This window comes from Haloarcula sediminis (assembly GCF_035656455.1).
Classification (GTDB): domain Archaea; phylum Halobacteriota; class Halobacteria; order Halobacteriales; family Haloarculaceae; genus Haloarcula; species Haloarcula sediminis.
Genome location: NZ_JAYMGA010000001.1, coordinates 131962 through 150841 on the forward strand (window position 1 = coordinate 131962; position 18880 = coordinate 150841).

General features: G+C 66.6%; 26 protein-coding genes. 17 read left to right on the forward strand and 9 right to left on the reverse strand.

What is annotated here, in order from left to right; genetic code table 11:
* Positions 1-6: 6 nt before the first annotated feature.
* Genes VJ162_RS00695 through VJ162_RS00705 form a run of 3 tightly spaced genes read right to left on the reverse strand, consistent with a single transcriptional unit; the run spans position 7 to position 2121 of the window.
* On the reverse strand, positions 7-777 hold the full coding sequence (locus VJ162_RS00695) for a DICT sensory domain-containing protein (protein ID WP_324661722.1): 771 nt from the start codon (positions 775-777) through the stop codon (positions 7-9).
* Positions 778-820: 43 nt separating this feature from the next.
* On the reverse strand, positions 821-1450 hold the full coding sequence (locus VJ162_RS00700) for an RAD55 family ATPase (protein WP_324661723.1): 630 nt from the start codon (positions 1448-1450) through the stop codon (positions 821-823).
* A 29-nt stretch (positions 1451-1479) separates the two neighbouring features.
* The gene (locus VJ162_RS00705; protein ID WP_324661724.1) at positions 1480-2121 is read right to left on the reverse strand and encodes a MinD/ParA family ATP-binding protein; all 642 of its coding nucleotides are present in this window, start codon (positions 2119-2121) and stop codon (positions 1480-1482) included.
* 142 nt (positions 2122-2263) lie between these two features.
* On the opposite strand from VJ162_RS00705, the gene VJ162_RS00710 reads away from it, so the two are divergent.
* From VJ162_RS00710 to moaC, 5 genes are all read left to right on the forward strand, one after another.
* Positions 2264-2566, forward strand: coding sequence for a hypothetical protein (locus VJ162_RS00710; RefSeq protein WP_324661726.1), 303 nt, complete (start codon positions 2264-2266; stop codon positions 2564-2566).
* A 222-nt stretch (positions 2567-2788) separates the two neighbouring features.
* Positions 2789-3703, forward strand: coding sequence for an aspartate carbamoyltransferase (gene pyrB, locus VJ162_RS00715; RefSeq protein ID WP_324661727.1), 915 nt, complete (start codon positions 2789-2791; stop codon positions 3701-3703).
* Entirely contained in the window at positions 3700-4167 is a 468-nt protein-coding gene (pyrI, locus tag VJ162_RS00720) for an aspartate carbamoyltransferase regulatory subunit (protein WP_324661728.1), read from the forward strand. Before pyrB ends, pyrI begins: the two co-directional genes overlap by 4 nt.
* 120 nt (positions 4168-4287) lie before the next feature.
* Positions 4288-4797: a MogA/MoaB family molybdenum cofactor biosynthesis protein gene (locus tag VJ162_RS00725; RefSeq protein WP_324661729.1), complete on the forward strand. Its 510-nt coding sequence runs from the start codon at positions 4288-4290 to the stop codon at positions 4795-4797.
* 41 nt (positions 4798-4838) lie between these two features.
* Positions 4839-5321, forward strand: coding sequence for a cyclic pyranopterin monophosphate synthase MoaC (moaC, locus tag VJ162_RS00730; RefSeq protein ID WP_324661731.1), 483 nt, complete (start codon positions 4839-4841; stop codon positions 5319-5321).
* A 93-nt stretch (positions 5322-5414) separates the two neighbouring features.
* Here moaC and VJ162_RS00735 read toward each other — a convergent pair whose 3' ends face one another.
* Complete coding sequence (locus VJ162_RS00735) at positions 5415-6059, reverse strand: DUF4382 domain-containing protein (protein ID WP_324661732.1); 645 nt, start codon at positions 6057-6059, stop codon at positions 5415-5417.
* A gap of 93 nt (positions 6060-6152) precedes the next feature.
* Here VJ162_RS00735 and VJ162_RS00740 point away from each other — a divergent pair, with 93 nt between their 5' ends.
* The 3 genes from VJ162_RS00740 (at position 6153) to VJ162_RS00750 (ending at position 8332) form a co-directional block, all read left to right on the forward strand.
* Entirely contained in the window at positions 6153-6980 is an 828-nt protein-coding gene (locus tag VJ162_RS00740; RefSeq protein WP_324661733.1) for a molybdopterin synthase, read from the forward strand.
* A 238-nt stretch (positions 6981-7218) separates the two neighbouring features.
* The gene (locus tag VJ162_RS00745) at positions 7219-8043 is read left to right on the forward strand and encodes a hypothetical protein (RefSeq protein WP_324661734.1); all 825 of its coding nucleotides are present in this window, start codon (positions 7219-7221) and stop codon (positions 8041-8043) included.
* Between the two features lie 52 nt (positions 8044-8095).
* Positions 8096-8332, forward strand: coding sequence for a glycine zipper 2TM domain-containing protein (locus VJ162_RS00750; RefSeq protein ID WP_324661735.1), 237 nt, complete (start codon positions 8096-8098; stop codon positions 8330-8332).
* A 17-nt stretch (positions 8333-8349) separates the two neighbouring features.
* Here the strand turns inward: VJ162_RS00750 and VJ162_RS00755 are convergent, their stop codons facing one another.
* A complete protein-coding gene (locus tag VJ162_RS00755) occupies positions 8350-8916 on the reverse strand; it encodes an NUDIX hydrolase (RefSeq protein ID WP_324661736.1) in 567 nt (188 codons plus the stop codon).
* A 222-nt stretch (positions 8917-9138) separates the two neighbouring features.
* On the opposite strand from VJ162_RS00755, the gene VJ162_RS00760 reads away from it, so the two are divergent.
* The 7 genes from VJ162_RS00760 to VJ162_RS00790 all read left to right on the forward strand — a co-directional run bounded on the left by VJ162_RS00760 (position 9139) and on the right by VJ162_RS00790 (position 12664).
* On the forward strand, positions 9139-9318 hold the full coding sequence (locus tag VJ162_RS00760) for a DUF1918 domain-containing protein (RefSeq protein ID WP_324661737.1): 180 nt from the start codon (positions 9139-9141) through the stop codon (positions 9316-9318).
* Between the two features lie 3 nt (positions 9319-9321).
* Positions 9322-9747, forward strand: coding sequence for an RNA-binding protein (locus VJ162_RS00765; protein WP_324661738.1), 426 nt, complete (start codon positions 9322-9324; stop codon positions 9745-9747).
* Positions 9747-10439: an RNase P subunit p30 family protein gene (locus tag VJ162_RS00770; RefSeq protein ID WP_324661739.1), complete on the forward strand. Its 693-nt coding sequence runs from the start codon at positions 9747-9749 to the stop codon at positions 10437-10439. Before VJ162_RS00765 ends, VJ162_RS00770 begins: the two co-directional genes overlap by 1 nt.
* Positions 10440-10493: 54 nt before the next feature.
* Positions 10494-10913, forward strand: coding sequence for a hypothetical protein (locus VJ162_RS00775; RefSeq protein WP_324661741.1), 420 nt, complete (start codon positions 10494-10496; stop codon positions 10911-10913).
* Positions 10914-10988: 75 nt separating this feature from the next.
* Positions 10989-11465 carry an Rpp14/Pop5 family protein gene (locus VJ162_RS00780; RefSeq protein WP_324661742.1) on the forward strand — a complete coding sequence of 159 codons (477 nt, stop codon included), beginning with the start codon at positions 10989-10991 and terminating at the stop codon, positions 11463-11465.
* Positions 11466-11469: 4 nt separating this feature from the next.
* Entirely contained in the window at positions 11470-12240 is a 771-nt protein-coding gene (psmA, locus tag VJ162_RS00785) for an archaeal proteasome endopeptidase complex subunit alpha (RefSeq protein ID WP_324661743.1), read from the forward strand.
* 61 nt (positions 12241-12301) lie between these two features.
* Positions 12302-12664, forward strand: coding sequence for a hypothetical protein (locus tag VJ162_RS00790; RefSeq protein ID WP_324661745.1), 363 nt, complete (start codon positions 12302-12304; stop codon positions 12662-12664).
* 77 nt (positions 12665-12741) lie between these two features.
* Here the strand turns inward: VJ162_RS00790 and VJ162_RS00795 are convergent, their stop codons facing one another.
* A complete protein-coding gene (locus tag VJ162_RS00795; protein WP_324661746.1) occupies positions 12742-13770 on the reverse strand; it encodes a cell division protein FtsA in 1029 nt (342 codons plus the stop codon).
* A gap of 154 nt (positions 13771-13924) precedes the next feature.
* Entirely contained in the window at positions 13925-14830 is a 906-nt protein-coding gene (locus VJ162_RS00800; protein ID WP_324661747.1) for a DUF7139 domain-containing protein, read from the reverse strand.
* A 106-nt stretch (positions 14831-14936) separates the two neighbouring features.
* Here VJ162_RS00800 and VJ162_RS00805 point away from each other — a divergent pair, with 106 nt between their 5' ends.
* A complete protein-coding gene (locus VJ162_RS00805; protein ID WP_324661748.1) occupies positions 14937-15662 on the forward strand; it encodes a ribosome assembly factor SBDS in 726 nt (241 codons plus the stop codon).
* Positions 15663-15676: 14 nt separating this feature from the next.
* Here VJ162_RS00805 and VJ162_RS00810 read toward each other — a convergent pair whose 3' ends face one another.
* On the reverse strand, positions 15677-16018 hold the full coding sequence (locus VJ162_RS00810; protein WP_324661749.1) for an FUN14 domain-containing protein: 342 nt from the start codon (positions 16016-16018) through the stop codon (positions 15677-15679).
* 107 nt (positions 16019-16125) lie between these two features.
* On the opposite strand from VJ162_RS00810, the gene hflX reads away from it, so the two are divergent.
* Positions 16126-17436: a GTPase HflX gene (hflX, locus tag VJ162_RS00815; protein WP_324661750.1), complete on the forward strand. Its 1311-nt coding sequence runs from the start codon at positions 16126-16128 to the stop codon at positions 17434-17436.
* Positions 17437-17439: 3 nt separating this feature from the next.
* Here the strand turns inward: hflX and VJ162_RS00820 are convergent, their stop codons facing one another.
* Entirely contained in the window at positions 17440-18867 is a 1428-nt protein-coding gene (locus VJ162_RS00820) for an NAD(P)H-hydrate dehydratase (RefSeq protein WP_324661751.1), read from the reverse strand.
* Positions 18868-18880: the final 13 nt, after the last annotated feature.

Consider the following 18880-nt stretch of genomic DNA (forward strand, 5'->3'; position numbering starts at 1 on the left):
TGCGGTTCAGAACCCGTCGACGAGTATCTCGTCGATCCGTCGAACTTTCCCGGCGTCGTAGGTCCAGGTACCGACCCACTCGTTCGGGCCGGTCTCCAGGGCGACAAGCGCCGCGTGTCGCACGGCGTCCTCGGACGGCCGGAACATGACACACCACGAGTCCCGGTAGCCGCGGTGGCTCCCGGCGTGTGTCTCGACGTCTAACGCCGCCGGAACCGTCCAGTCGTCCACCCCGTAGACGTGGACCTCTAGGTCGGTCTCGGAGAGCCGGCGGTACACCTCCCGGGTCCCGCTCTCGGTCCCGAGCCGGGAGAGCTTCTGGAACGTCGCTCGGAGGACACCCGAGCCGTGGTCGAGTGCGCCTCCCTCGATGAACCGCGAGATGAGCACCAGAATCAGCTTCTCCTTCGCCGAGGCGGGGAACCCCCGGAGTTCGAAGACGGTCTCGTCGAGTTCCGTGATCACCGACGGGGCGCGTGACCGCTCGATACCGCCCGCGCCGGACCGGTAGAGGTCGCTGTTGACCAGCAGGCAGGCGTCCATCACCGACTGGAGCGACGACGACGCCACTATTTCGCCGTCCCGGACGAGGAGGACCATGTCGTCTTCGGTGTTGGGAACGTCTGCCTCGGCGACATCGACCGACTGCTCGTCGAACGTCGTCGCGAGCAACCGCTGGATCGGGTCGACTTCCGTGCGGTTGACCACGACGAGGGACTGCTCGGACGCATCGCTCTCCTCGACGATGGCCCGCAGCCGCTCGGCTGCATTCGCCATACACTCACACACGCTGCTACCGGGAAATAAATATACCCCCGGGCTACGCGATGTCCCGGCTCGTGTCGATGCTGACCTGCTCGACCAGGTCGAGCTTGATGATGTCGTTGGGCGCCCGGCCGCCCCGGAACTTCGGAATCGCCAGCCGGTTTTCCACCTCGTCGCCCCGCGTGTGGGTTTTGAGCTGGAAGACCACGTCGGCGAAGTGTTCGGTGGTGTCCCGAAGCGGCGGGACCGCGCGGCCGTCGAGACAGTGCAGGATGGCCATGCTGCCCGTGTTGACGATGTGGTTCTGGAGGTCGTTCATGAACGCCCGAAACCGGGAGTGGGGCTCTTGGGCCTCCAGTACGTCCAGCGGGTCGACGATGAGGTTGGAGGTCTCGGGCAGCGCCGAGACGAGTTTGCCCGCGTTGTCCAGCGGGGCCTCCCCGGAGATGTGTCGGACCGTCGGGTCGCCGGTGTTGGCCGGCGTCTGCTCGATGCTGGCGACGACTGACTCCGCGGTGCGGTCGAGCGAGAGCCACAGCGTCCCGCGTGTGGCCGTCAGTTCATAGAGGAACAGCTCCGCCTGGCTCGCCGGCTGGGCCGTCAGCGCGACGATGCTCCCCGCTGGGATGCCGCCGTCGAGCTTCCGGTCGAGGACGTCGATGCCCGTACGGAGCCGGTTGACCATGCTATAGTGGACCTACCCGGCCCACCCGATTAAATATTCCGCTTGGATAGCGATTTGGCACACTGACGGTGTCTCGCGGCCGATTCCTCCGTTTCGAGTGGAGGTTCCGAGAGCTCCGGCACGTGGACGACAGCCTCACAACCCAGCAGCTCGCTCGGGTCGACGCCGCCGTCGCTGCGGACCAGCACAACTGCGGCCGGCGGGGCGTCGAGTTCGCGGGCCATCGCCGCCGTCTTGGCCGCGTCCCGCAGGCTCCGCTCCCGTGGCGTCGAGACGAGGACGGTCCGGTCGGCCGCTCGCAGCGGTGCCGCGGCGTCCGGGCTCGCGCCGGCCGGACAGTCAAGCAGGACGGGGCTGCCGGACCGCTCGCTGTCGTCCGCGAGTCGCTCGAACAGCGCCGCGGCGGTCGCGGTGTCGGCCCCGCCACAGGGTAACACGTCTATCGCCGGGAAGCGAGTGGCCGACTGCGCAACGCCGCGTGGGTCGCCCCGTTTGACGGCATCGTCGATACCCGGTCGCCGGTCGACGCCGGTCCGGTGGTGGAGGTCCGGCATATCGAGATCCGCGTCGACCACCAGCGGCCGCGTCCCAAGCGCCGCCAGCCCGCGCGCGAGCCCGACGGCCGTCGTCGTCTTCCCACACCCTCCTTTCCCCCCGGCGATTGCGAGCATAGGGTGGGTGTGTTCGGTCTCCGTCTTGAACTCTCGCCCTGAACTGGAGGGATTCACAGAATCGTCCACAGTCGAACAGCAGCCCACACGGGGTAAGATGAGAGGGAAAGTAGTTTACAGATTGGACAAAAATCTGGCAGTAATGCGTTCTACAATCAGTAAACGCGTGTTCAGTGAGCCGGACGGCCGCCCCGTGTCGCTCTTTTACTCCGGCATAGCAGTCGTCTTTCTGAGCATGTACGTCTATTTCGCATGGGTCCTCGGTAGCGAAGATGGCGTATTGTTTCCACTCCTGATGGGGGCCGGATTCGCGTTGCAGGGTGTCGCCGAGTCACGTCCGGAGGGCCGGCGACAGACAGCTGGTGTACTCCGTCTCACGGCGATACTTGTGTACCTGGGCGCCCTCGTCGCTACCGTCTTGACTCCCGGGTTCCTGTTCGGGTGACTGCCGGAGCTGTCCTGCCACTCGTTTTCCCCGGGGGCGTCGCGCTACTAGTATACAACTAGCATTATCGCTCTCTGTGAACCTGTTCCGAAGTAACCGGACAGGCGAGAGCGTGAGACGCGTTCTATGACACGCTCACACACCCGGTAACTACCAGCCCACCGACCGCAGCTAGAGCGTGTCGAGAGATTCAAGAGCGTCGGGGGCGGGTGTGGGAGTAAGATGCGGCACGACCACATCATCAGCGCCAAACAGCTGTCGCGGGCCGACATCGAGACGGTCCTCGACCACGCGGCCGACATCGCGGCGGACCCGTCGGCCTACGCCGACCGGCACGCCGACACGCTGCTGGGGCTGTGCTTTTTCGAGCCCAGTACACGCACGAAGATGAGCTTCACGGCGGCGATGAAACGCCTGGGCGGGGACATCGTCGACATGGGCTCGGTCGAATCGTCCAGCGTCAAGAAGGGCGAGTCGCTGGCCGATACGGTCCGCGTCGTCGAGGGGTACGCCGACGCCCTGGTGCTTCGCCACCCGATGGAGGGGTCGGCGAAGATGGCGAGCGAGTTCGTCGACGTGCCGCTGGTCAACGCCGGCGACGGCGCCGGCCAACACCCCACACAGACGCTGCTCGACCTCTACACCATTCGTGAGAACGCCGGCTTCGACGACCTCACAATCGGTATCATGGGCGACCTGAAGTACGGCCGCACCGTCCACTCGCTGGCCCACGCGCTGACGAACGTCGATGCCCGCCAGCACTTCATCAGCCCCGAGTCCCTGCAGCTGCCCCGCTCCGTGCGCTATGACCTCCACCAGGAGGGTGCCGAAGTGCGCGAACACACCGAACTGGAGGAGGTGCTCCCCGAACTCGACGTGCTCTATGTCACCCGCATCCAGCGCGAGCGGTTCCCCGACGAGAGCGAGTACCGCGAGGTCGCCGGCCAGTACCAGATAGACAGTGAGACGCTGGCGGCCGCAAAGGACGACCTGACCGTGATGCACCCGCTGCCCCGCGTTGACGAGATCGCACACGACGTCGACGACACCGACTACGCGACCTACTTCGAGCAGGCCCACAACGGGGTCCCCGTCAGGATGGCGCTGCTCGACCTGCTCTTGGAGGCAAACGAATGAGCGACGACGACCAGCAACTGCGCGTCTCGAAGATTCGCAACGGTACCGTCATCGACCACATCACCGGCGGTCAGGCGCTGAACGTGCTGGCCATTCTGGGCATCGACGGCACCAGCGGCGACTCCGTCTCGGTCGCGATGAACATGCCCTCCGACCGCCTGGGCAAGAAAGACATCGTGAAAGTCGAGGGAAAAGAGCTCTCCCAGAACGAGGTCGACGTGCTGTCGCTTATCGCCCCCGCCGCCTCTATCAACATCGTCCGGGATTTCGAGGTCGTCGAGAAGGCCCGCGTCGAGCGGCCGTCGATGGTCGAGGGCATCCTGGAGTGTCCGAACCACAACTGCATCTCGACGGAGGACGAGCCAGTGAAGTCCCGCTTTGCCGTCGTCGACGACGGCGTCCGCTGTGAGTACTGCGAGACCATCATCCGGGACGATCTGCCGGCCCACATCCTCGCGGACTGAGCCGCTTTTACCCGCGCTCTGGCGCACCCGGACCGGGCCTGCGTGTCGACCTCGGTCGGTGGCCGCCCCGGCCGGCCAGTTGCCCTGATAGTTTTGCCCCGCGGCGCAGCTATGTGACACATGGGCGACCGCCCCCACGACGACCACCACGCACACGACGAAGCCGCGGCCTCGATTGCCGTTGTCACAGTCTCGTCCACCCGAACACTCGACGACGACCCCGGCGGTGACGCCGTCGAGGCGGCCCTCTCCCGGGCCGGCCACGAGGTGACCGACCGAACGCTGGTCACCGACGACCGGGTCGCCATCGCCGAGGCCGTCACTGGTGCGCTGGACGCCGGCGCCGACGCGGTGGTGACCACCGGCGGCACCGGGCTGGCCTCCGACGACGTGACCGTCGACGCCCTCGGCCCGCTGTTCGACCGCGACATACCCGGCTTCGGCGAGCTGTTTCGGTACGTCTCCTTCGAGGACGTCGGGCCGATGGCGATGGCCTCCCGGGCGGCCGCCGGCGTGGTCGAAGACCGGCTCGTCTTCTGTCTCCCCGGCAGCGAAGACGCCGCACGGACGGGCAGCGAGCAACTCGTCGCGCCGGCCGTGGGCCATCTGCTCGGGCTGGTCCGTCGCTGAACATCCCCATCGTTTTCCCTGTGGTTCCGGTAAGCCGACCCATGACAGAGGAGTTCACACACGTCGACGCCGAGGGCGACGCGCAGATGGTCGACGTCGGTGGGAAAGCCGACAGCGAGCGCCGGGCGGTCGCCCGCGGGGAGATTCGGCTTTCCTCGGCCACGCTCGACGCCATCGCGGACGACGACATCGGCAAGGGTGACGTGCTGACGACGGCCCGTATCGGCGCTATCCAGGCCGTCAAACGCACCTGGGAGACGATTCCGATGTGTCACCAGATACCCATCACGAACGTCGAGGTCGACTTCGAACTCGGCGAGGGGGTAGTCGAGTGTACCGTCGCCGTCGAGACGGTCGGCAAGACCGGCTGCGAGATGGAAGCCCTGGAGGGCGTGACGACGGGTCTGAACGTCGTCTGGGACATGGTGAAAGCCAGCGAGAAAGACGACGACGGGGGGTACCCGACGGCGGCCATCGAGGACGTGCGCGTCGTCGAGAAAACGAAGTCGGTACGGCGGGAGTAATCGGGGTCGTTCTCATACTGTCGGCTGTACCATTACGGAAGAATTCGGCACCCCGGGGTGCCGAATATCTCCACGTACTTACAGCCAACAGTATCAGCTCTCGGTCGGCGTCGCGCTCGCGTCCGCGGCGGTGTACTCGTCGTCGCCGTACAGCACCTTCGTTCCGGACGCAACCGGCTGGATGACGTAGCCGTTGGGGCCGCGTTTGACCGGGGTGAAGTCGGCGACGAACGTGGTGGTTTCCCCCTCCCGGATTTCGAACTCGGCGTCGAACTTCAGCGGGGCGTTGCCGGGCGTGTCGACCGAGGCGTCGCTCCCGTCCGTGAGCGCCCCCTCGACGCCGCTGATGTCGAGCTGGAGATACTGGTAGTCGCCCGTCTCGACCTCCGTCTCGTCGAGCAGCTGGGTGTTCGCTCCCTGCAACTGTACGAGGTCGGCCTCCTGGGCCTCCTCGAACTCGATGTAGCGGCGGCCGTCCGCGTCGGTCCCCGATTCGGTCGTCTCCGCCGTCGACTCGGAGCCGCTCTCGGTTTCCTCCCCGGCGGGCTTGACCCAGATACCCTGAATCGTCACGACACAGGACTCGAAGTCGTCGATGTCCGCCGGCTGGTCGGTGACACTCGTCGCGAGCGTGCCGTAGGTCGGTGTCCCGTTGCCGTCGGTCGAGCCGCTACAGCCGGCGACCAGTCCTGCCGTGGCGGTGACCCCTGCCGTCTTCAGATACTCTCGTCGGTTCACACCCGATGAATCGGGTATATCGGTAAGTGTCTGATGGCCGAACCGGCGGTGCGACCGGAAACACTGACGTGTGTGCCGCCGATAGCGGTCGACATGCAGGTCCTGGGCATCGTGGGCGGGACAGACGGCGGGACGACGACGCTGGTCGAGCGGCTGGTCGAACGCTGCGAGGGGCGGGTCGCCACGGTCGACCACTGCAGCCACCTGCCCGGCGTCGGCACCGACGGGAACGACACCGCCAGCCACCGGACCGCCGGCGCCGACGAGACGGTCGCGCTGACCGACGACGGCGAGTGGGTCGCCACCGGTGATGGCCGGACCCTCTCCGACACGCTCGACACGCTGGCACCCGACTACGACTACGCCTTCGTCGACGGGTACGGCGACGCGGCGATTCCGAAGGTGGTGCTCGGCGACGGGACGGCCGCCGACCCCGTTCTCGCACGCTTCGACAGCGCCGAGGACGCCGACCTCGATGCGGCTCTGGACGCCCTGGCCGAGCGGGACCCTTACGTCACCCTGGAGACGCTCGTCGAGTCGGTCAAGCGCTCGCCCAACGAGGACCGCGCCGGCGCCATCGCCACGTTCACGGGTCGCGTACGGGCGAAGGACGGGCCGGCGGACCGACCCACGGAACGCCTTGAGTTCGAGCGCTACGACGGCGTCGCTCAGGCGCGGATGGCCGACCTGCGGGCGGACCTCGAAGCTCGTGACGGCGTCCACGCGGTCCGGCTCCATCACAGGACGGGCACCGTTGTGGCCGGCGAGGACATCGTCTTCGTGGTCGTCCTGGCGGGCCACCGCGAGGAAGCGTTTTGCGCGGTTCAGGACGGCATCGACCGGCTGAAAGACGAGATCCCGCTGTTCAAGAAGGAGGTCACGGTCAACGGGGCGTTCTGGGCCCACGAGCGGGATGAGTAAACTGGAGAAAGCGGCACAGACCACCGACAGCGGCGACCGGGCTGCTCGCTCGCGCCGATAGTTCTTTAAGAACTGCTGTCATACCTCGAAACGATGTCAAAGAAGGTACTCCTCCTAGTCGCTCTCGTCGCCGTCGGCGCGGCGTACGTGGCCAAGAGGTAATCCGACCCCCGCTGTCGTATCGTCTTCGACCACCCTTTTCAGAACGCTTACCCGCCGTAACCCCATAGCCGCCCCCATGTACGGCGTCGTCACGCGAAACGAGGAGGAGACCGACTGGTCCGAGTTCGACCGGGCGTTCTACGAGGTCAAAGACGTCACCGGCCGGGCGACAGAACCGGTCGAAGGGGCGGTGAACATGGTGTCGTGTTTCGGGGACAACGCCGTCGAGGGCGAGCAGGAACTGCTCTGTTTCGACGACGAGGGCACCGCCGCGACCCGGAACGAACCCTACTTCGACTGGACGTACGTCTGTCCGACCCACGACCGCTACCGGGAGGGGCTGCTCGACATCATCGAGGAGGCCGCCGAGGTAAACGGCGACGTGCGTCTGGACGACGTGGGCTTTCCCCGCGAGGAGTACTGCCACTGCGACCGCTGTGAGCGCCGCTTCGCCGACAGCGAGTTCGAGGAGTGGGGCCGGTGGCGCACGAGCGTCATCACCGAGTTCGTCGCCGCGGCCCGCGAGCGCGTCCCCGGCGACCTCTATCTGACGCTGTACCCCGACCCCTACCCGGGCCACCTCGAAGCCCGCACCGGCGTCGCCGTCGACGACATCGAGGCGTACGTCGACGAGTTTGTCGTCCCCATCTACGACATGGCCTACTCGACGACCTACTGGCTTGAGATACTCGCGAAGGGGTTCGTCGACAGGCTCGCGACGCCGTTCAGCGTCGAGCTGTACGCGGTCGACGTCGACATCGATGACCTCGCGGACGCCGCCGAGGTGGCCGCCGAGTACGGCCGTTCGGTACTCTTTGGCTACGACGCCAGCAACGCCCGGGCGACGGTTCGACGGATGGGCGCGGACGCCCGCGAGGGCCAGTCGTTCGGTCCCGAGTAGCGCACCCGGCGGCTGCCACGTCCTTTTTACCTCCGTGTGTCGGAGTATCGATATGCGAAAACGAATCAAGCGAGCGCTCAATCGCGCCAAGTACGCAGCAACTGGCGGTGCCGTCGGCGGGGCAATCGGCGGGCTGGTCAGTCCCAAAGCCGCGAGCACGGCCGCCGGTATCGGCGCGCTCGTCGGCGCGGTAATCGGGGAGAAGTGGACGGACGCCGAACCGGTGGTCGAGCGGGCGACCGAGAAGGCAAAGGCCAAAGCCGGCGACCGGATCGGCTCGGCGGAGTGACGCTGTCCCGGCCCGTGCTACTCGGGGCCGAACCGCCGTTCCCGCCAGCACAGTATCTCCTCGCGGTCCCGGGTGTCCGACGGTAACTCCTCGAACCAGCGGGCCTCGCTTATCTCGCCGTCCGGGTCCTGGACGTCTATGTCGGTCGTCTCGGCGCGGGCCTCGAAGACGGGGAGTATCCCCCAAGTGTTGTTGTCTGCACAGTAGAACTCGACCCGACCGAGCATCCCCAGTCCCTCGATTCGGGCCTCGATGCCGCTCTCCTCGCGGAGTTCCCGCAGGGCCGCGTCCCTGAACGACTCCCCGGCGTCGAGTTCGCCGCCGGGCAAGACCCATCGACCGACGCCGTCGTGGCGCACCAGCAGGAGCTCGCCCGTCGACCGGTAGGGGAGCGTGTGGGCACCGAAGGGCGCGCCGTGGTCCCGGGCGTCCTCGGCGACAGCGCGAAACCGGGGGCGCTTGACTCGCCGGTGGCGGGTAAACTCCACGAACTCGTCGTACTCCTCTGTGAGTTCGTGGTAGGTCTGTTCGGCCTGCTGACTGGCCACGTCGGCGAGATACCACAGGTCGTCGACGGTAGTCATCTCTCTTCGGGAGCTGTGACGTAGCTATCGCGGGCGGACCGAAGGGGACGAGACGGACCAATCATGGGACTGGCTACGCAAGAGCACCACTATAACCCTTCGACACACTCGCTTACAGGCTCCAAAGCGGCGGCGTCGGGCGCTCGCCGGTGTCGGTGGACACGGGGCCGCTGTTCCCGCTGAATCAGTCCCTTTTTGAGCGGCCATCGAGTACCGGCAGGTATGGCATTCGAAGAAGACGACGAGGTTATTCTCCACGACGAGCACAGCGACTACGACGGCGAGACGGGCACCGTCACGCAGGTCGTCGAGACGATGTTCGGCGACGCGAACTACACGGTCTCCTTCGAGGACGGCCAGGAGCAGGGCGTCCCCGAGGATAACCTCGAAGCCAGCGAGTAAGACGTGCCGTCGGTTCCGTTCCACTACGTCGACCTCCGGGTGTTCTGTTACGCCACCGAGGACGAGAAACGCGTCGAGTCGGCACTCCGGACCTATCTCCCCGAGGACTACCCAATCGAGCGCGCCGAGAGCGAAGGCCACTACGGCGACCGCATCGTCGTCCTCTCGGCCCGCGTCGAGAACGCCGACGAGATCCGCCACGTCCTCTCGCAGGTGGCGACGCTCTCGGATATCGACGAGGTGCGGGCGGAGCTTGACGACCGCGTCGACGACAACTGTTCGTTTTTCCTCACGCTCGACAAGCAGGCCGCGTTCGGCGGTGCCATCGAACGCGGTGACGGCATCACGCTCCGCGCGAAGGTCGAGGCCTACCCCGCGAAACGCGAGAACGCTATCGAGAACGCCCGGAACCTGCTGTCCGAACTGTGATGTACGAGGCCGTCCACGCCCGGCCCGACGGCCCGAGTACCGTCGCCAGACAGGCCCGGACCGCCGCCGAATACGGGTTCGACGGCATCGTCGTCCGCAACCACGGCGACGAGGGTAGTCCTGACGACCTCACGGCCGTCCGGGACGGCGTCGACATCGACGTGGTCTACGGCATCGAGGTCCGGGCCGACGACCCCTCACAGGCAAGCGGCCTCGTGGGCAACTACCGCTCGAAGCGGACGGTGGTCGTCGTCCACGGCGGGGACAGCGCGGTGAACCGCTTTGCCGTCGAGAACGACGCCGTCGACGTGCTCGCCCATCCGATGGCTGGCGACGGCGATTTCAACCACGTGCTTGCGAAGGCGGCCGCCGACAACGGCGTCCGCGTCGAGTTCAATCTCCACCCGGTCATCCACGGGGAGGGCGGGAGCCGTGTCCGCCGCCTGCGTGGCCTCCGGAAGCTCCGGGAACTCGTCGCCGACGCCGACGCCCCCTACGTCGTCAGCGCCGACCCGCGGAGCCACCTGGAGCTGCGGGCACCCCGTGAGCTGTCTGCCCTGGGCGGGGCAATCGGGTTCGACGCCGATGCGATTCGGAACGGGCTGGCCGAGTGGGAGCGCCTGGCCGCGCGAAACCGTGACCGCCGGGCCGAGTCTTTCGTCGAGCCCGGTGTATGGCTCGACGGTTCCTGACAGTTTCGGGGCATGTGGTGCCTTTATCTACCATGAGGGCAAAAAGCGTGATATATGGCCGACACGAGCCCCACGTTCGGCGGTCTCGTCGTCGCCTCCCTCGCGGGTGTGGTGGGCACAAAGTATCTCCTGGGGGGCGCGCTGGCTGCGGCGGGCGCGTCGGTGGTGAGTTCGGTACTGGTGACCGACCGCGTGGCGGTGACGCTTGCGGTGGGCGTGGTGTTGGCGCTGGTCGCCGGTGCGCTGGCCGGCGCGTTCGTCCTCGCTCGTGTCATGACCGTCGCGGCGTTTCTGGCCGTCATCGCGCTCAGCTACCCGTCGCTTCGAGCGGTCGATCCCGTCATCGTCGTCGAGAGCGTCGGGATGGCGCTGTCTGTGCTCTACCTGCTGGTCCGGAGCCCGGTAGCGCGCACCGAGCCGGCCCACATCGACGAGGACGACAGCGCGACCCGCCACGGCTCGACGCTCCGGTGAGGCGTCGATGACATCCGTTTTCACCCCGGCCCGCCAGGAGGGTCGTATGCAGCCTGACAGCGGGGGTCCTGTCCCGTGAAACACTTGCCCAAACACCTCCAGCCGCGCTGGCGGTATCTCGCCGTGGTCATCGAGACGTGGCCCGACGCAGACCTCGACCGGCGAGCGCTCCAGCGCGAGGTGTGGTATGCCACCCAGAACCTGCTCGGTGACCCCGGCAGCGCCGAGGCGGACATGACCGTCCTGCGCTTTAGCCACGCGGACGGCGTCGGTCACGCTATCGTCCGGGTCCGGCGTGGCCACACCGATACCGCCAGAGCGGCGCTTGCCTGCCTCGACACCGTCGACGGCGCCCCCGTGGGCCTGCGGGTCGCCGGCACCAGCGGCACCGTCCGTGCGTGTGAGGAAAAATATATACGCGGCCCGGCAAAAGGCCCGGAACAGAGACAGGTCGTGTTCGAGAACCGGGACCGGCGTGCGGTCGCCCGCGGCGGGCGGGTGGACGTACAGACCGACGACGGGTTCGTCGGCGCGACAGACCTCGACATCTAACACTATGCAGGGACAAAACCAACAGCAGGCGTACGACCGCGGAATCACTATCTTCTCTCCGGACGGGCGCCTCTACCAGGTCGAGTACGCCCGCGAGGCGGTCAAGCGCGGCACGGCGAGTATCGGTATCAGGACGAGCGACGGCGTCGTCCTGGCCGTCGACAAGCGCATCCGCTCGCCGCTGATGGAGCGGTCCTCCGTCGAGAAGATACACAAGGCCGACGACCACATCGGTATCGCGAGCGCCGGCCACGTCGCCGACGCCCGCCAGCTCATCGACTTCGCCCGGCGCCAGGCCCAGGTCAACCACCTGCGCTACGGCGAGCCGGTCGGTGTCGAGACGCTCACCAAGGAGATAACCGACTACATCCAGCAGTACACCCAGGTCGGCGGCGCGCGACCGTTCGGCGTCGCGCTCATCATCGCCGGCATCGCCAACGGCGAGCCCCGCCTCTACGAGACGGACCCGTCGGGCACGCCCTACGAGTGGAAAGCCCTGGCCGTGGGCGCCGACCGGAGCGACATCCGGGACTACCTCGAAGCGAACTACGACGAGTCGATGCCCCTCGACGAGGGCGTCGACCTCGCGCTCGAAGCGCTCGCGTCGGTCACAGAGGGCGGCCTCGCCCCCGAGGGTATCGGCATCGCGACTATCGACGTCGAGACGGAGACGTTCGGCGAGCTCTCCGACGACGAGAAGCGCAGCCACCTGGAGGCCGCCGACCTGCTGGCCGACCCCGACGCCGAGGACGACGCTGCCGACGACGAGGAGTAGGCGGGTTCGTTTTTTCTGTGCCGACCATAGAATTAAGCCCCGCAGTGGCAAAGCGTGACGCATGGAGTGTCCACGGTGTGGGGGAACGCTCACGCGCTATCGGCTCGGCGAGCGGGAGGCGATCGGCTGCCAGTCGTGTGCCTACGTCGGGGTCTCGGTCGACCACACGGCCGAACACGGGCCGCCGGAGTCGTGGGACGACGCCATCGACCGGTTCCGCGAACGGGGCCAGACAGTCACCGTTGTGACGCGGGACGACCTGCCGGCCGAGGTCCCCGCCGGGGAGTTGCCGTCTGAGGAAGAGCTGGTAAACGGGGTCGAGACGGAGACGGTCGACGAAGAGGACCTGGTGGTGCCCGTTTTCGACGAGGCCGTCGGCAACGAGGGGACAGCTGCCGCTCGCGACGACGACGCGGCCGAATAGCCCAGAAAAGCGGTGCCGGCCGACGCGAGTGACCGACGAGTCCAACTGTGGCCCCGGTCCGGGGCCGGAAGACGCGACTAGTCGTCGGCTTCGACTTCCTCTTCGTCGTCGCCGCCGTGACCCGTCTGTTCCTCTTCGGAGCGAGCGGCCACGAGCGCACCGCGAGCGACGCTGTACATCGGCTCGTCGGCGTGTTGCACGTCGCTGATGGAGAAGGGAATCGACGCGTCTTCGAGGTGTTGCTCGAAGAGCTTCTTGAACCCTTTCGGCGAGGAGGTTCCGCCGGTGACGACGACCGGGACGTCGAGCCCTTCCTCGATGTCCTCTTCGTCGACCTCTTCCTGAATTTTGTCGATGACGTAGTCGAGCAGGTTCTCGTAGTAGATGGAGAGGGCACCCTCGACGCCGCCGACGTCGGTCTCGAAGTCAAGTTCGAAGTCGTCTTCCTTGATGGAGGTGATCTTGTCGACCGGCTTGCCCGTCGCCTGGGAGGCCTGCTCGTCGATCCAGTCCCCGCCGCGGGCGACGGAGAACTTCATCACTGGCACTGCGTAGTAGGACAGACAGACGTTGGTCATCCCGGCACCGAAGCTGATACCCAGCCCCGTAAAGTCCCTGTCGGCGAGGTCGGAGTAGATGACGGCCATCCCCTCGTTGATGGGCTCTGCGTCATAGCCCATGTCGTTGAGGAACGACTGGATGGTTTTCTGGTGATACAGCGTAGAGAGGTCCGAGTCGATCGGGTCGGCCGGGGAGGAGAAATACAGCTTCTCGTTTGGATGGTCCGGGGAGCCGACGACCTGCTCGATGATGAGTTTCATCATCGGAATCGCCGATTGCTCGTCCGAGGAGAGAATCCCCTGTGACATCGGGCGCCGTGTCTCCTGATTGAAGATGTTCGCGAAGTTCAGGGCGTCGTCGCCCAGTACGTACACGTCGTCGTCTTTCCGGATATGGAGTACGTCGGACCGGGAGAGCATCCGCTCGGCCATGTCGCTGTACTCTATCTCCACGAAGGAGTTGCGCTGCTGGACGAACACGGTGTCTGACCCGTCCTGCTGTGCCGAGATGAGGTTCATCGTCCCAACGTCGAGTCCTTTTGCCATGAGTAGCTCACTAACATTTCCCGGATAGAACACATAAATGTACGTATCTGCCTGATACGTTATTGTTTTTAGCTGACCTTTTGCTGACGAATAGAACCCTTGTGAATCAGGCACCGACCGGCACAGGTCGGCCGAAACGAACCGCTACCGCGTCTCAGTTCCGGCCGAACAGGGCCGCGATGCGGTCGAGCAGACTGCCCAGAACCGTCTCCTCTTCCTGGTTCGCTTCCTCCGCCCGCTTTCGCTCGCGGAGCTCCGCCAGTTTGTTCGTCTGGTCGTCGACCGTCGACTCCGACCGGTCGGTCGTCTTCTGGCCGCCCTTGACCATCGCCAGCCCCTGGACCTGTTCGTCGACGCCGCTGCGGGTGACCCGTTCGGCCTCGACGTCCATCCCCTGTACGTCCATATCGAGCTCGCCCTCGCTGGGCGTGATTTTCAGGTCGCTTCCCTCGTCCCGCTCGACGCCGCCCCAGGTGAGGTCGACCCCCTCCATCGCCGACTCGATGTCTTCCTCGATCTGCTCGTCGGTGATCTCGTCGCCGGCACTGTCGTCCTCGGCGGCGAAATCGCCGGGACGGGGTTCCGCCCGGTCGATGTGGTAGGCGACCAGGGCCCCGCCGGTCGCCGCCAGCAGGGCGGCCAGGCCGACGCCGTAGATGAACAGGACCTGCACGCTGTAGGTCGGTCCGGGCCCGACCGCCCAGCTGTAGGGGTACGCCCAGATGAAAAGCCCCAGTCCGACGAGCGACACCGCCGAGCCGGCGGCCGCGCCGTACACCGCCCGCCTGCTGACCGGCAGGAGGACAACGACACTCGACAGCGTGGCCGGCAGCGCGAGCATTCCCACTGCGATGGCCGCCTCGCGGTAGACGAAATCGGCCGACTGGCCGCCCGCCCCCGTCAACTGGCCGATGGCCCCGATAACGAACGCGGCGATACCGAACCCGATACCGGCAAAAAACAGCGCGAACCCGAGATAGACGTCTATCTCCCGGTCCGGCTCGCCAATGTACGTCCGATACCACTCGAAGAGTCGTCCGTCATCGGTCCCGTCTGTCATAGTTTTCTCTCGGCCACGTTCGTATATTCATTATCCGACGGCTGTGTAATCAGTCTTTCCCGCTGTCGCAGTAAGGACTTTACCTGCCCCACCGCTACCGCCTGGTATGATATCGCTGGACGAGGCGGTTACGGCGCGCCTCGAATCCCACGGTCAGCGGTTCGAGGTACTGGTCGATCCCGACGCGGCACTGACAATCAAACGCGGGGAGTTCGAGGGCGACCTCGAGGACGTCATCGCCGCCGAGGACGTCTTCGAGGACGCCGACCGGGGGGACCGCCCGCCCGAGAACATGCTCGAAGAGGTGTTCGAGACCACCGAGCCGATGGAGATCATCCCGGAGGTGATCAAACGCGGCGAGATACAGATCACGGCCGACCAGCGCCGCGAGATGCAAGAGCAGAAGCACAAACAGCTCGTCCAGCGTATCACGCGCAACGCGGTCAACCCGCAGATGGACGACGCGCCCCACCCGCCCGAGCGAATCGAGTCGGCCCTAGAGGAGACGGACTTCCGCATCGACCCGATGGAGCCCGTCGAGACGCAGGTCGACGACGCCCTCGACGCCCTGCGACCCGTGATTCCGATTCGCTTCGACGAGATAACCGTCGCCGTTCAGGTCCCGGCCGACTACGCCGGCAGCGCACAGGCCAAGATCCGGACCTTCGGCGAACTCGAACGCGAGGAGTGGCAGGCCGACGGCTCCTGGGTCGGTGTCCTTACCTTCCCCGCGGGGATGCAAAACGACTTCTACGACGTCGTCAACGAGCACACGAGCGGCGAAGCCGAGACTCGCATCATCAAGGACGAAGACGATATCGGCACGCGATAGCGACCGATCGCGGCTTACCCCTTCTTGAATCCGACCAGGAAACCGCCCGAGAAGCCGGCGCTGACGGGCAGGGCCGAGAGCAGCGACATGATCCACCCCGGGGGCTGGTTGGCGGCCGCCCCCGCACTGGTGGTGGTGTTCTGTGCGGCGCCGCTGATGGCGTCCCAGTTCACTTCGAGGATACCCCTCGTCTCCAGGAACTTGAACAGGGCAAGCTCCAGGCCGACGATGACGGCGATGAGCTTCGCGACCTTCTTGGCGGCAAAGCCGATGATACCACCGATGACGGCGCCGGTTCCGAGTTCGAGCCCCATCTGTTGCAGATTGAAATCCAGCTGTAACGCTAACCCTGCCATACTGGACACCTACTCGTGACGGTGTATATCCTTTTTGGGCCGCCCAAGTCCGGTGGTTTCTGTCCGACCCCGCAGATTAAATAACCGGACAGCCTACGTTGGAGCGAGTGACGGCGACACACACCACAGACAAGGCGGTCCTGGCCAAACGCGTCGACAGCGGCGAGGCCGACACGGAGGAGATTCGCGACCTCGCGCGGGCGGCCGGCTACGAGGTGGTCGGCGAGATAACGCAGACCCGAACCGAGGACCCCGCCTACCACCTGGGCGAGGGGAAGGTGACGCGGCTGGCAAACACGGTCGCCCGCGAGGGGGCGACGACGGTCATCTTCGACAACCAGCTTGGCCCCTACCAGACCTACAACATCGGTAACGAGCTCCCGAAGGGCGCGACCGTGCTGGACCGGTTCCGTCTCATCCTCGAAATCTTCGGTCAGCGGGCCCAGACGCGGAAGGCCCAGCTCCAGGTCGAGCTCGCCCAGCTGCGCTACGAGCTGCCCCGCGCCGAGGCCAAGGCCAGCCTCGCGAAACGCGACGAGCGCCCCGGCTTCATGGGCCTCGGTGAGTACGACGAGTCCCGCGAGGAGGACATCAAAAAGCAGATCGCCAACATCCGCGACGAACTGGAATCCATCGAGGAGACCGAGCAACACCGGCGCAACCAGCGCCGGGAGTCCGGATTCGACCTCGTGGCGCTTGCGGGCTACACCAACGCCGGCAAATCCACGCTGTTGCGCCGGCTGGCCGAGGACCTGGACGTAGACCAGAACGAGGACCTGCATCCGGACCTCGACACCACGGCCGAAAGCGAGGACCGCCTCTTTACGACGCTCGGGACGACCACCCGCCGCGCCTCGGTCGGCAAGCGTGAGGTGCTGGTGACCGACACTGTCGGGTTCATTCAGGACCTCCCCCACTGGCTCGTCGAGTCGTTCAAGTCCACGCTCGACTCGGTGTACCGGGCCGACCTCGTCTTGCTCGTCGTCGACATCTCCGAGTCGGTCGAGGAGATACGCGAGAAGCTGGTGACGAGCCACGACACCCTCTACGAGCGCAACGAGGCCCCCATCGTGACGGTGCTGAACAAGACCGACAAGGTCGACGACGCGGAGATCCAGCGCAAGCGGGAGGCGCTGTCGGCGCTTGCCCCCAACCCCGTGGCCGTAAGCGCCGCCGAGGGGCTGAACATCGAGGGGCTGGCCGACCGCATCGACGCCGACCTCCCCGATTACGAGCGCGAGCGGCTGGTACTGCCGATGACCGACGAGACGATGAGCGTCGTCTCCTGGATTCACGACCACGCCCACGTCGAGACCGTCGACTACGGCGACGAGGTCGTCATCGAGTTCGAGGCCCGCCCCGCTATCGTCGAGCAGTCCCGCTCGAAGGCCGGCGACCTCGTCGGCGCGTCCGCCTGACACTCAGTCCCACAGCACGCCCGGCACCGCTTTTAACAGATCGGTCGCGACCAGCCCGGAACCGTATTTCTCGACGACAGTGTCGCCAGCGGCGCCGTTGGCGTAAGCGCCGAGGGCGGCGGCGTCGTGGGGGTCGAGCACGCAAGCCAGCGCCCCGGTGACACCGGCGAGTACGTCGCCGGTCCCGCCAACGGTCATCCCCGCGTTGCCCGTTCGGCTGATACGGGTCCGCTCGCCGTCGGATATCACGTCGTGGGCACCCTTGACCAGCAGCGTGTGGCCGATGTCGGCGGCGAACTCCTCCACGAGGTCGGCCCGTTCGCGCCAGTCGTCGCTGGTCTCCCCGCCCATCCCGACCAGTTCGCCCTGGTGGGGCGTACAGATCAGCTCGGCGTCGGTCTCGACCTCGGGGCCGACCTGAAGCGCGTCGGCGTCGACGACGGCGGTCCCCGCAAACGTCGAGAGCAGCGACGCGACCGCCTCCAGCGTCCCCTCGGCGCTCCCGAGTCCCGGCCCAAGGACGACGGTGTCGTGGTCCGCGGCGAGGTCGGCCAGCCAGTCGACGTGGTCCGGACCGAGTCGGTCCCCGTCGTACTCGCGGACGATGAGGTTCTCGCTGTACCCCTGAATCTTGCGGGCGACTGACTCGGGAGCGGCGACCCGGACGAGGTCCGCACCGGCTCGCAGTGCGGCCTGTCCGGCCAGGGCCGGCGCCCCGGTGTAGGGGCCGCCGCCGACGACCAGCACCTCGCCGTTGTCGCCCTTGTGGCTCGCGGGGTCCCGCGAGAGCCGCCGGAGGTCGCCCCGCTCGACGAACCGCTCTGCGGCGTCGGGGATGCCGATGTCGGCGACGCTGACCGACGCTGCCAGTTCGTCCAGGCCTGGCTTCGTGTCGTGGAACGTGACGACGTGGTCGGCCGCGACGGCGTTGTCCGCGAGTTCGCCCGTCTCGCAGTCGAGCCCGGAGGGCACGTCCACGGCGAGGACCGTCGCCGCCGACTCGTTCATGGCTTCGGCGGCGGTGGCGGCCGGCTCCCGGAGCGCGCCGCTGATGCCGGTCCCGAGCATCGCATCGACCGCGAGGTCGGGGTCGCCGAGGTCGAACCCGGCGCTGTCGCGGACCTGCTCGGTGGGGTAATCAGCCGACTGCAGGGCGTCCCAGTTCTCTCGTGAGATGTCGGTCGTGATGGTCTCCGGGCGGCCCAGCAGGCAGACCCGCAGGTCGTACTCGTCGAGAAAGCGGGCGGCCACGAGCGCGTCGCCGCCGTTGTTCCCCCGGCCGGCGACCACGGTGACGGACGCGCCCGGGTCGACGTGGTCCCGTACCGCCCGCGCGACGGCGTGGCCGGACGATTCCATCAGCTGCTTGCGCGGGACGCCGAGCGCCTCGGCGTTCGCGTCGACGACGGCCATCTCGGAGCCAGTGAGCATACCGGCGCTTGGC

Coding starts and splice junctions, on each gene's coding strand:
- VJ162_RS00805 (WP_324661748.1), top strand. CDS start 14,937: ATGATATCGCTGGACGAGGCGGTTACGGCGCGCCTCGAATCCCACGGT.
- VJ162_RS00790 (WP_324661745.1), top strand. CDS start 12,302: ATGGAGTGTCCACGGTGTGGGGGAACGCTCACGCGCTATCGGCTCGGC.
- VJ162_RS00700 (WP_324661723.1), bottom strand. CDS start 1,450: ATGGTCAACCGGCTCCGTACGGGCATCGACGTCCTCGACCGGAAGCTC.
- VJ162_RS00810 (WP_324661749.1), bottom strand. CDS start 16,018: ATGGCAGGGTTAGCGTTACAGCTGGATTTCAATCTGCAACAGATGGGG.
- psmA (WP_324661743.1), top strand. CDS start 11,470: ATGCAGGGACAAAACCAACAGCAGGCGTACGACCGCGGAATCACTATC.
- VJ162_RS00775 (WP_324661741.1), top strand. CDS start 10,494: ATGGCCGACACGAGCCCCACGTTCGGCGGTCTCGTCGTCGCCTCCCTC.
- VJ162_RS00710 (WP_324661726.1), top strand. CDS start 2,264: ATGCGTTCTACAATCAGTAAACGCGTGTTCAGTGAGCCGGACGGCCGC.
- VJ162_RS00760 (WP_324661737.1), top strand. CDS start 9,139: ATGGCATTCGAAGAAGACGACGAGGTTATTCTCCACGACGAGCACAGC.
- VJ162_RS00695 (WP_324661722.1), bottom strand. CDS start 777: ATGGCGAATGCAGCCGAGCGGCTGCGGGCCATCGTCGAGGAGAGCGAT.
- pyrB (WP_324661727.1), top strand. CDS start 2,789: ATGCGGCACGACCACATCATCAGCGCCAAACAGCTGTCGCGGGCCGAC.
- VJ162_RS00740 (WP_324661733.1), top strand. CDS start 6,153: ATGCAGGTCCTGGGCATCGTGGGCGGGACAGACGGCGGGACGACGACG.
- VJ162_RS00755 (WP_324661736.1), bottom strand. CDS start 8,916: ATGACTACCGTCGACGACCTGTGGTATCTCGCCGACGTGGCCAGTCAG.
- VJ162_RS00820 (WP_324661751.1), bottom strand. CDS start 18,867: ATGCTCACTGGCTCCGAGATGGCCGTCGTCGACGCGAACGCCGAGGCG.
- pyrI (WP_324661728.1), top strand. CDS start 3,700: ATGAGCGACGACGACCAGCAACTGCGCGTCTCGAAGATTCGCAACGGT.
- VJ162_RS00795 (WP_324661746.1), bottom strand. CDS start 13,770: ATGGCAAAAGGACTCGACGTTGGGACGATGAACCTCATCTCGGCACAG.
- VJ162_RS00800 (WP_324661747.1), bottom strand. CDS start 14,830: ATGACAGACGGGACCGATGACGGACGACTCTTCGAGTGGTATCGGACG.
- VJ162_RS00770 (WP_324661739.1), top strand. CDS start 9,747: ATGTACGAGGCCGTCCACGCCCGGCCCGACGGCCCGAGTACCGTCGCC.
- VJ162_RS00745 (WP_324661734.1), top strand. CDS start 7,219: ATGTACGGCGTCGTCACGCGAAACGAGGAGGAGACCGACTGGTCCGAG.
- moaC (WP_324661731.1), top strand. CDS start 4,839: ATGACAGAGGAGTTCACACACGTCGACGCCGAGGGCGACGCGCAGATG.
- VJ162_RS00750 (WP_324661735.1), top strand. CDS start 8,096: ATGCGAAAACGAATCAAGCGAGCGCTCAATCGCGCCAAGTACGCAGCA.
- VJ162_RS00705 (WP_324661724.1), bottom strand. CDS start 2,121: ATGCTCGCAATCGCCGGGGGGAAAGGAGGGTGTGGGAAGACGACGACG.
- VJ162_RS00725 (WP_324661729.1), top strand. CDS start 4,288: ATGGGCGACCGCCCCCACGACGACCACCACGCACACGACGAAGCCGCG.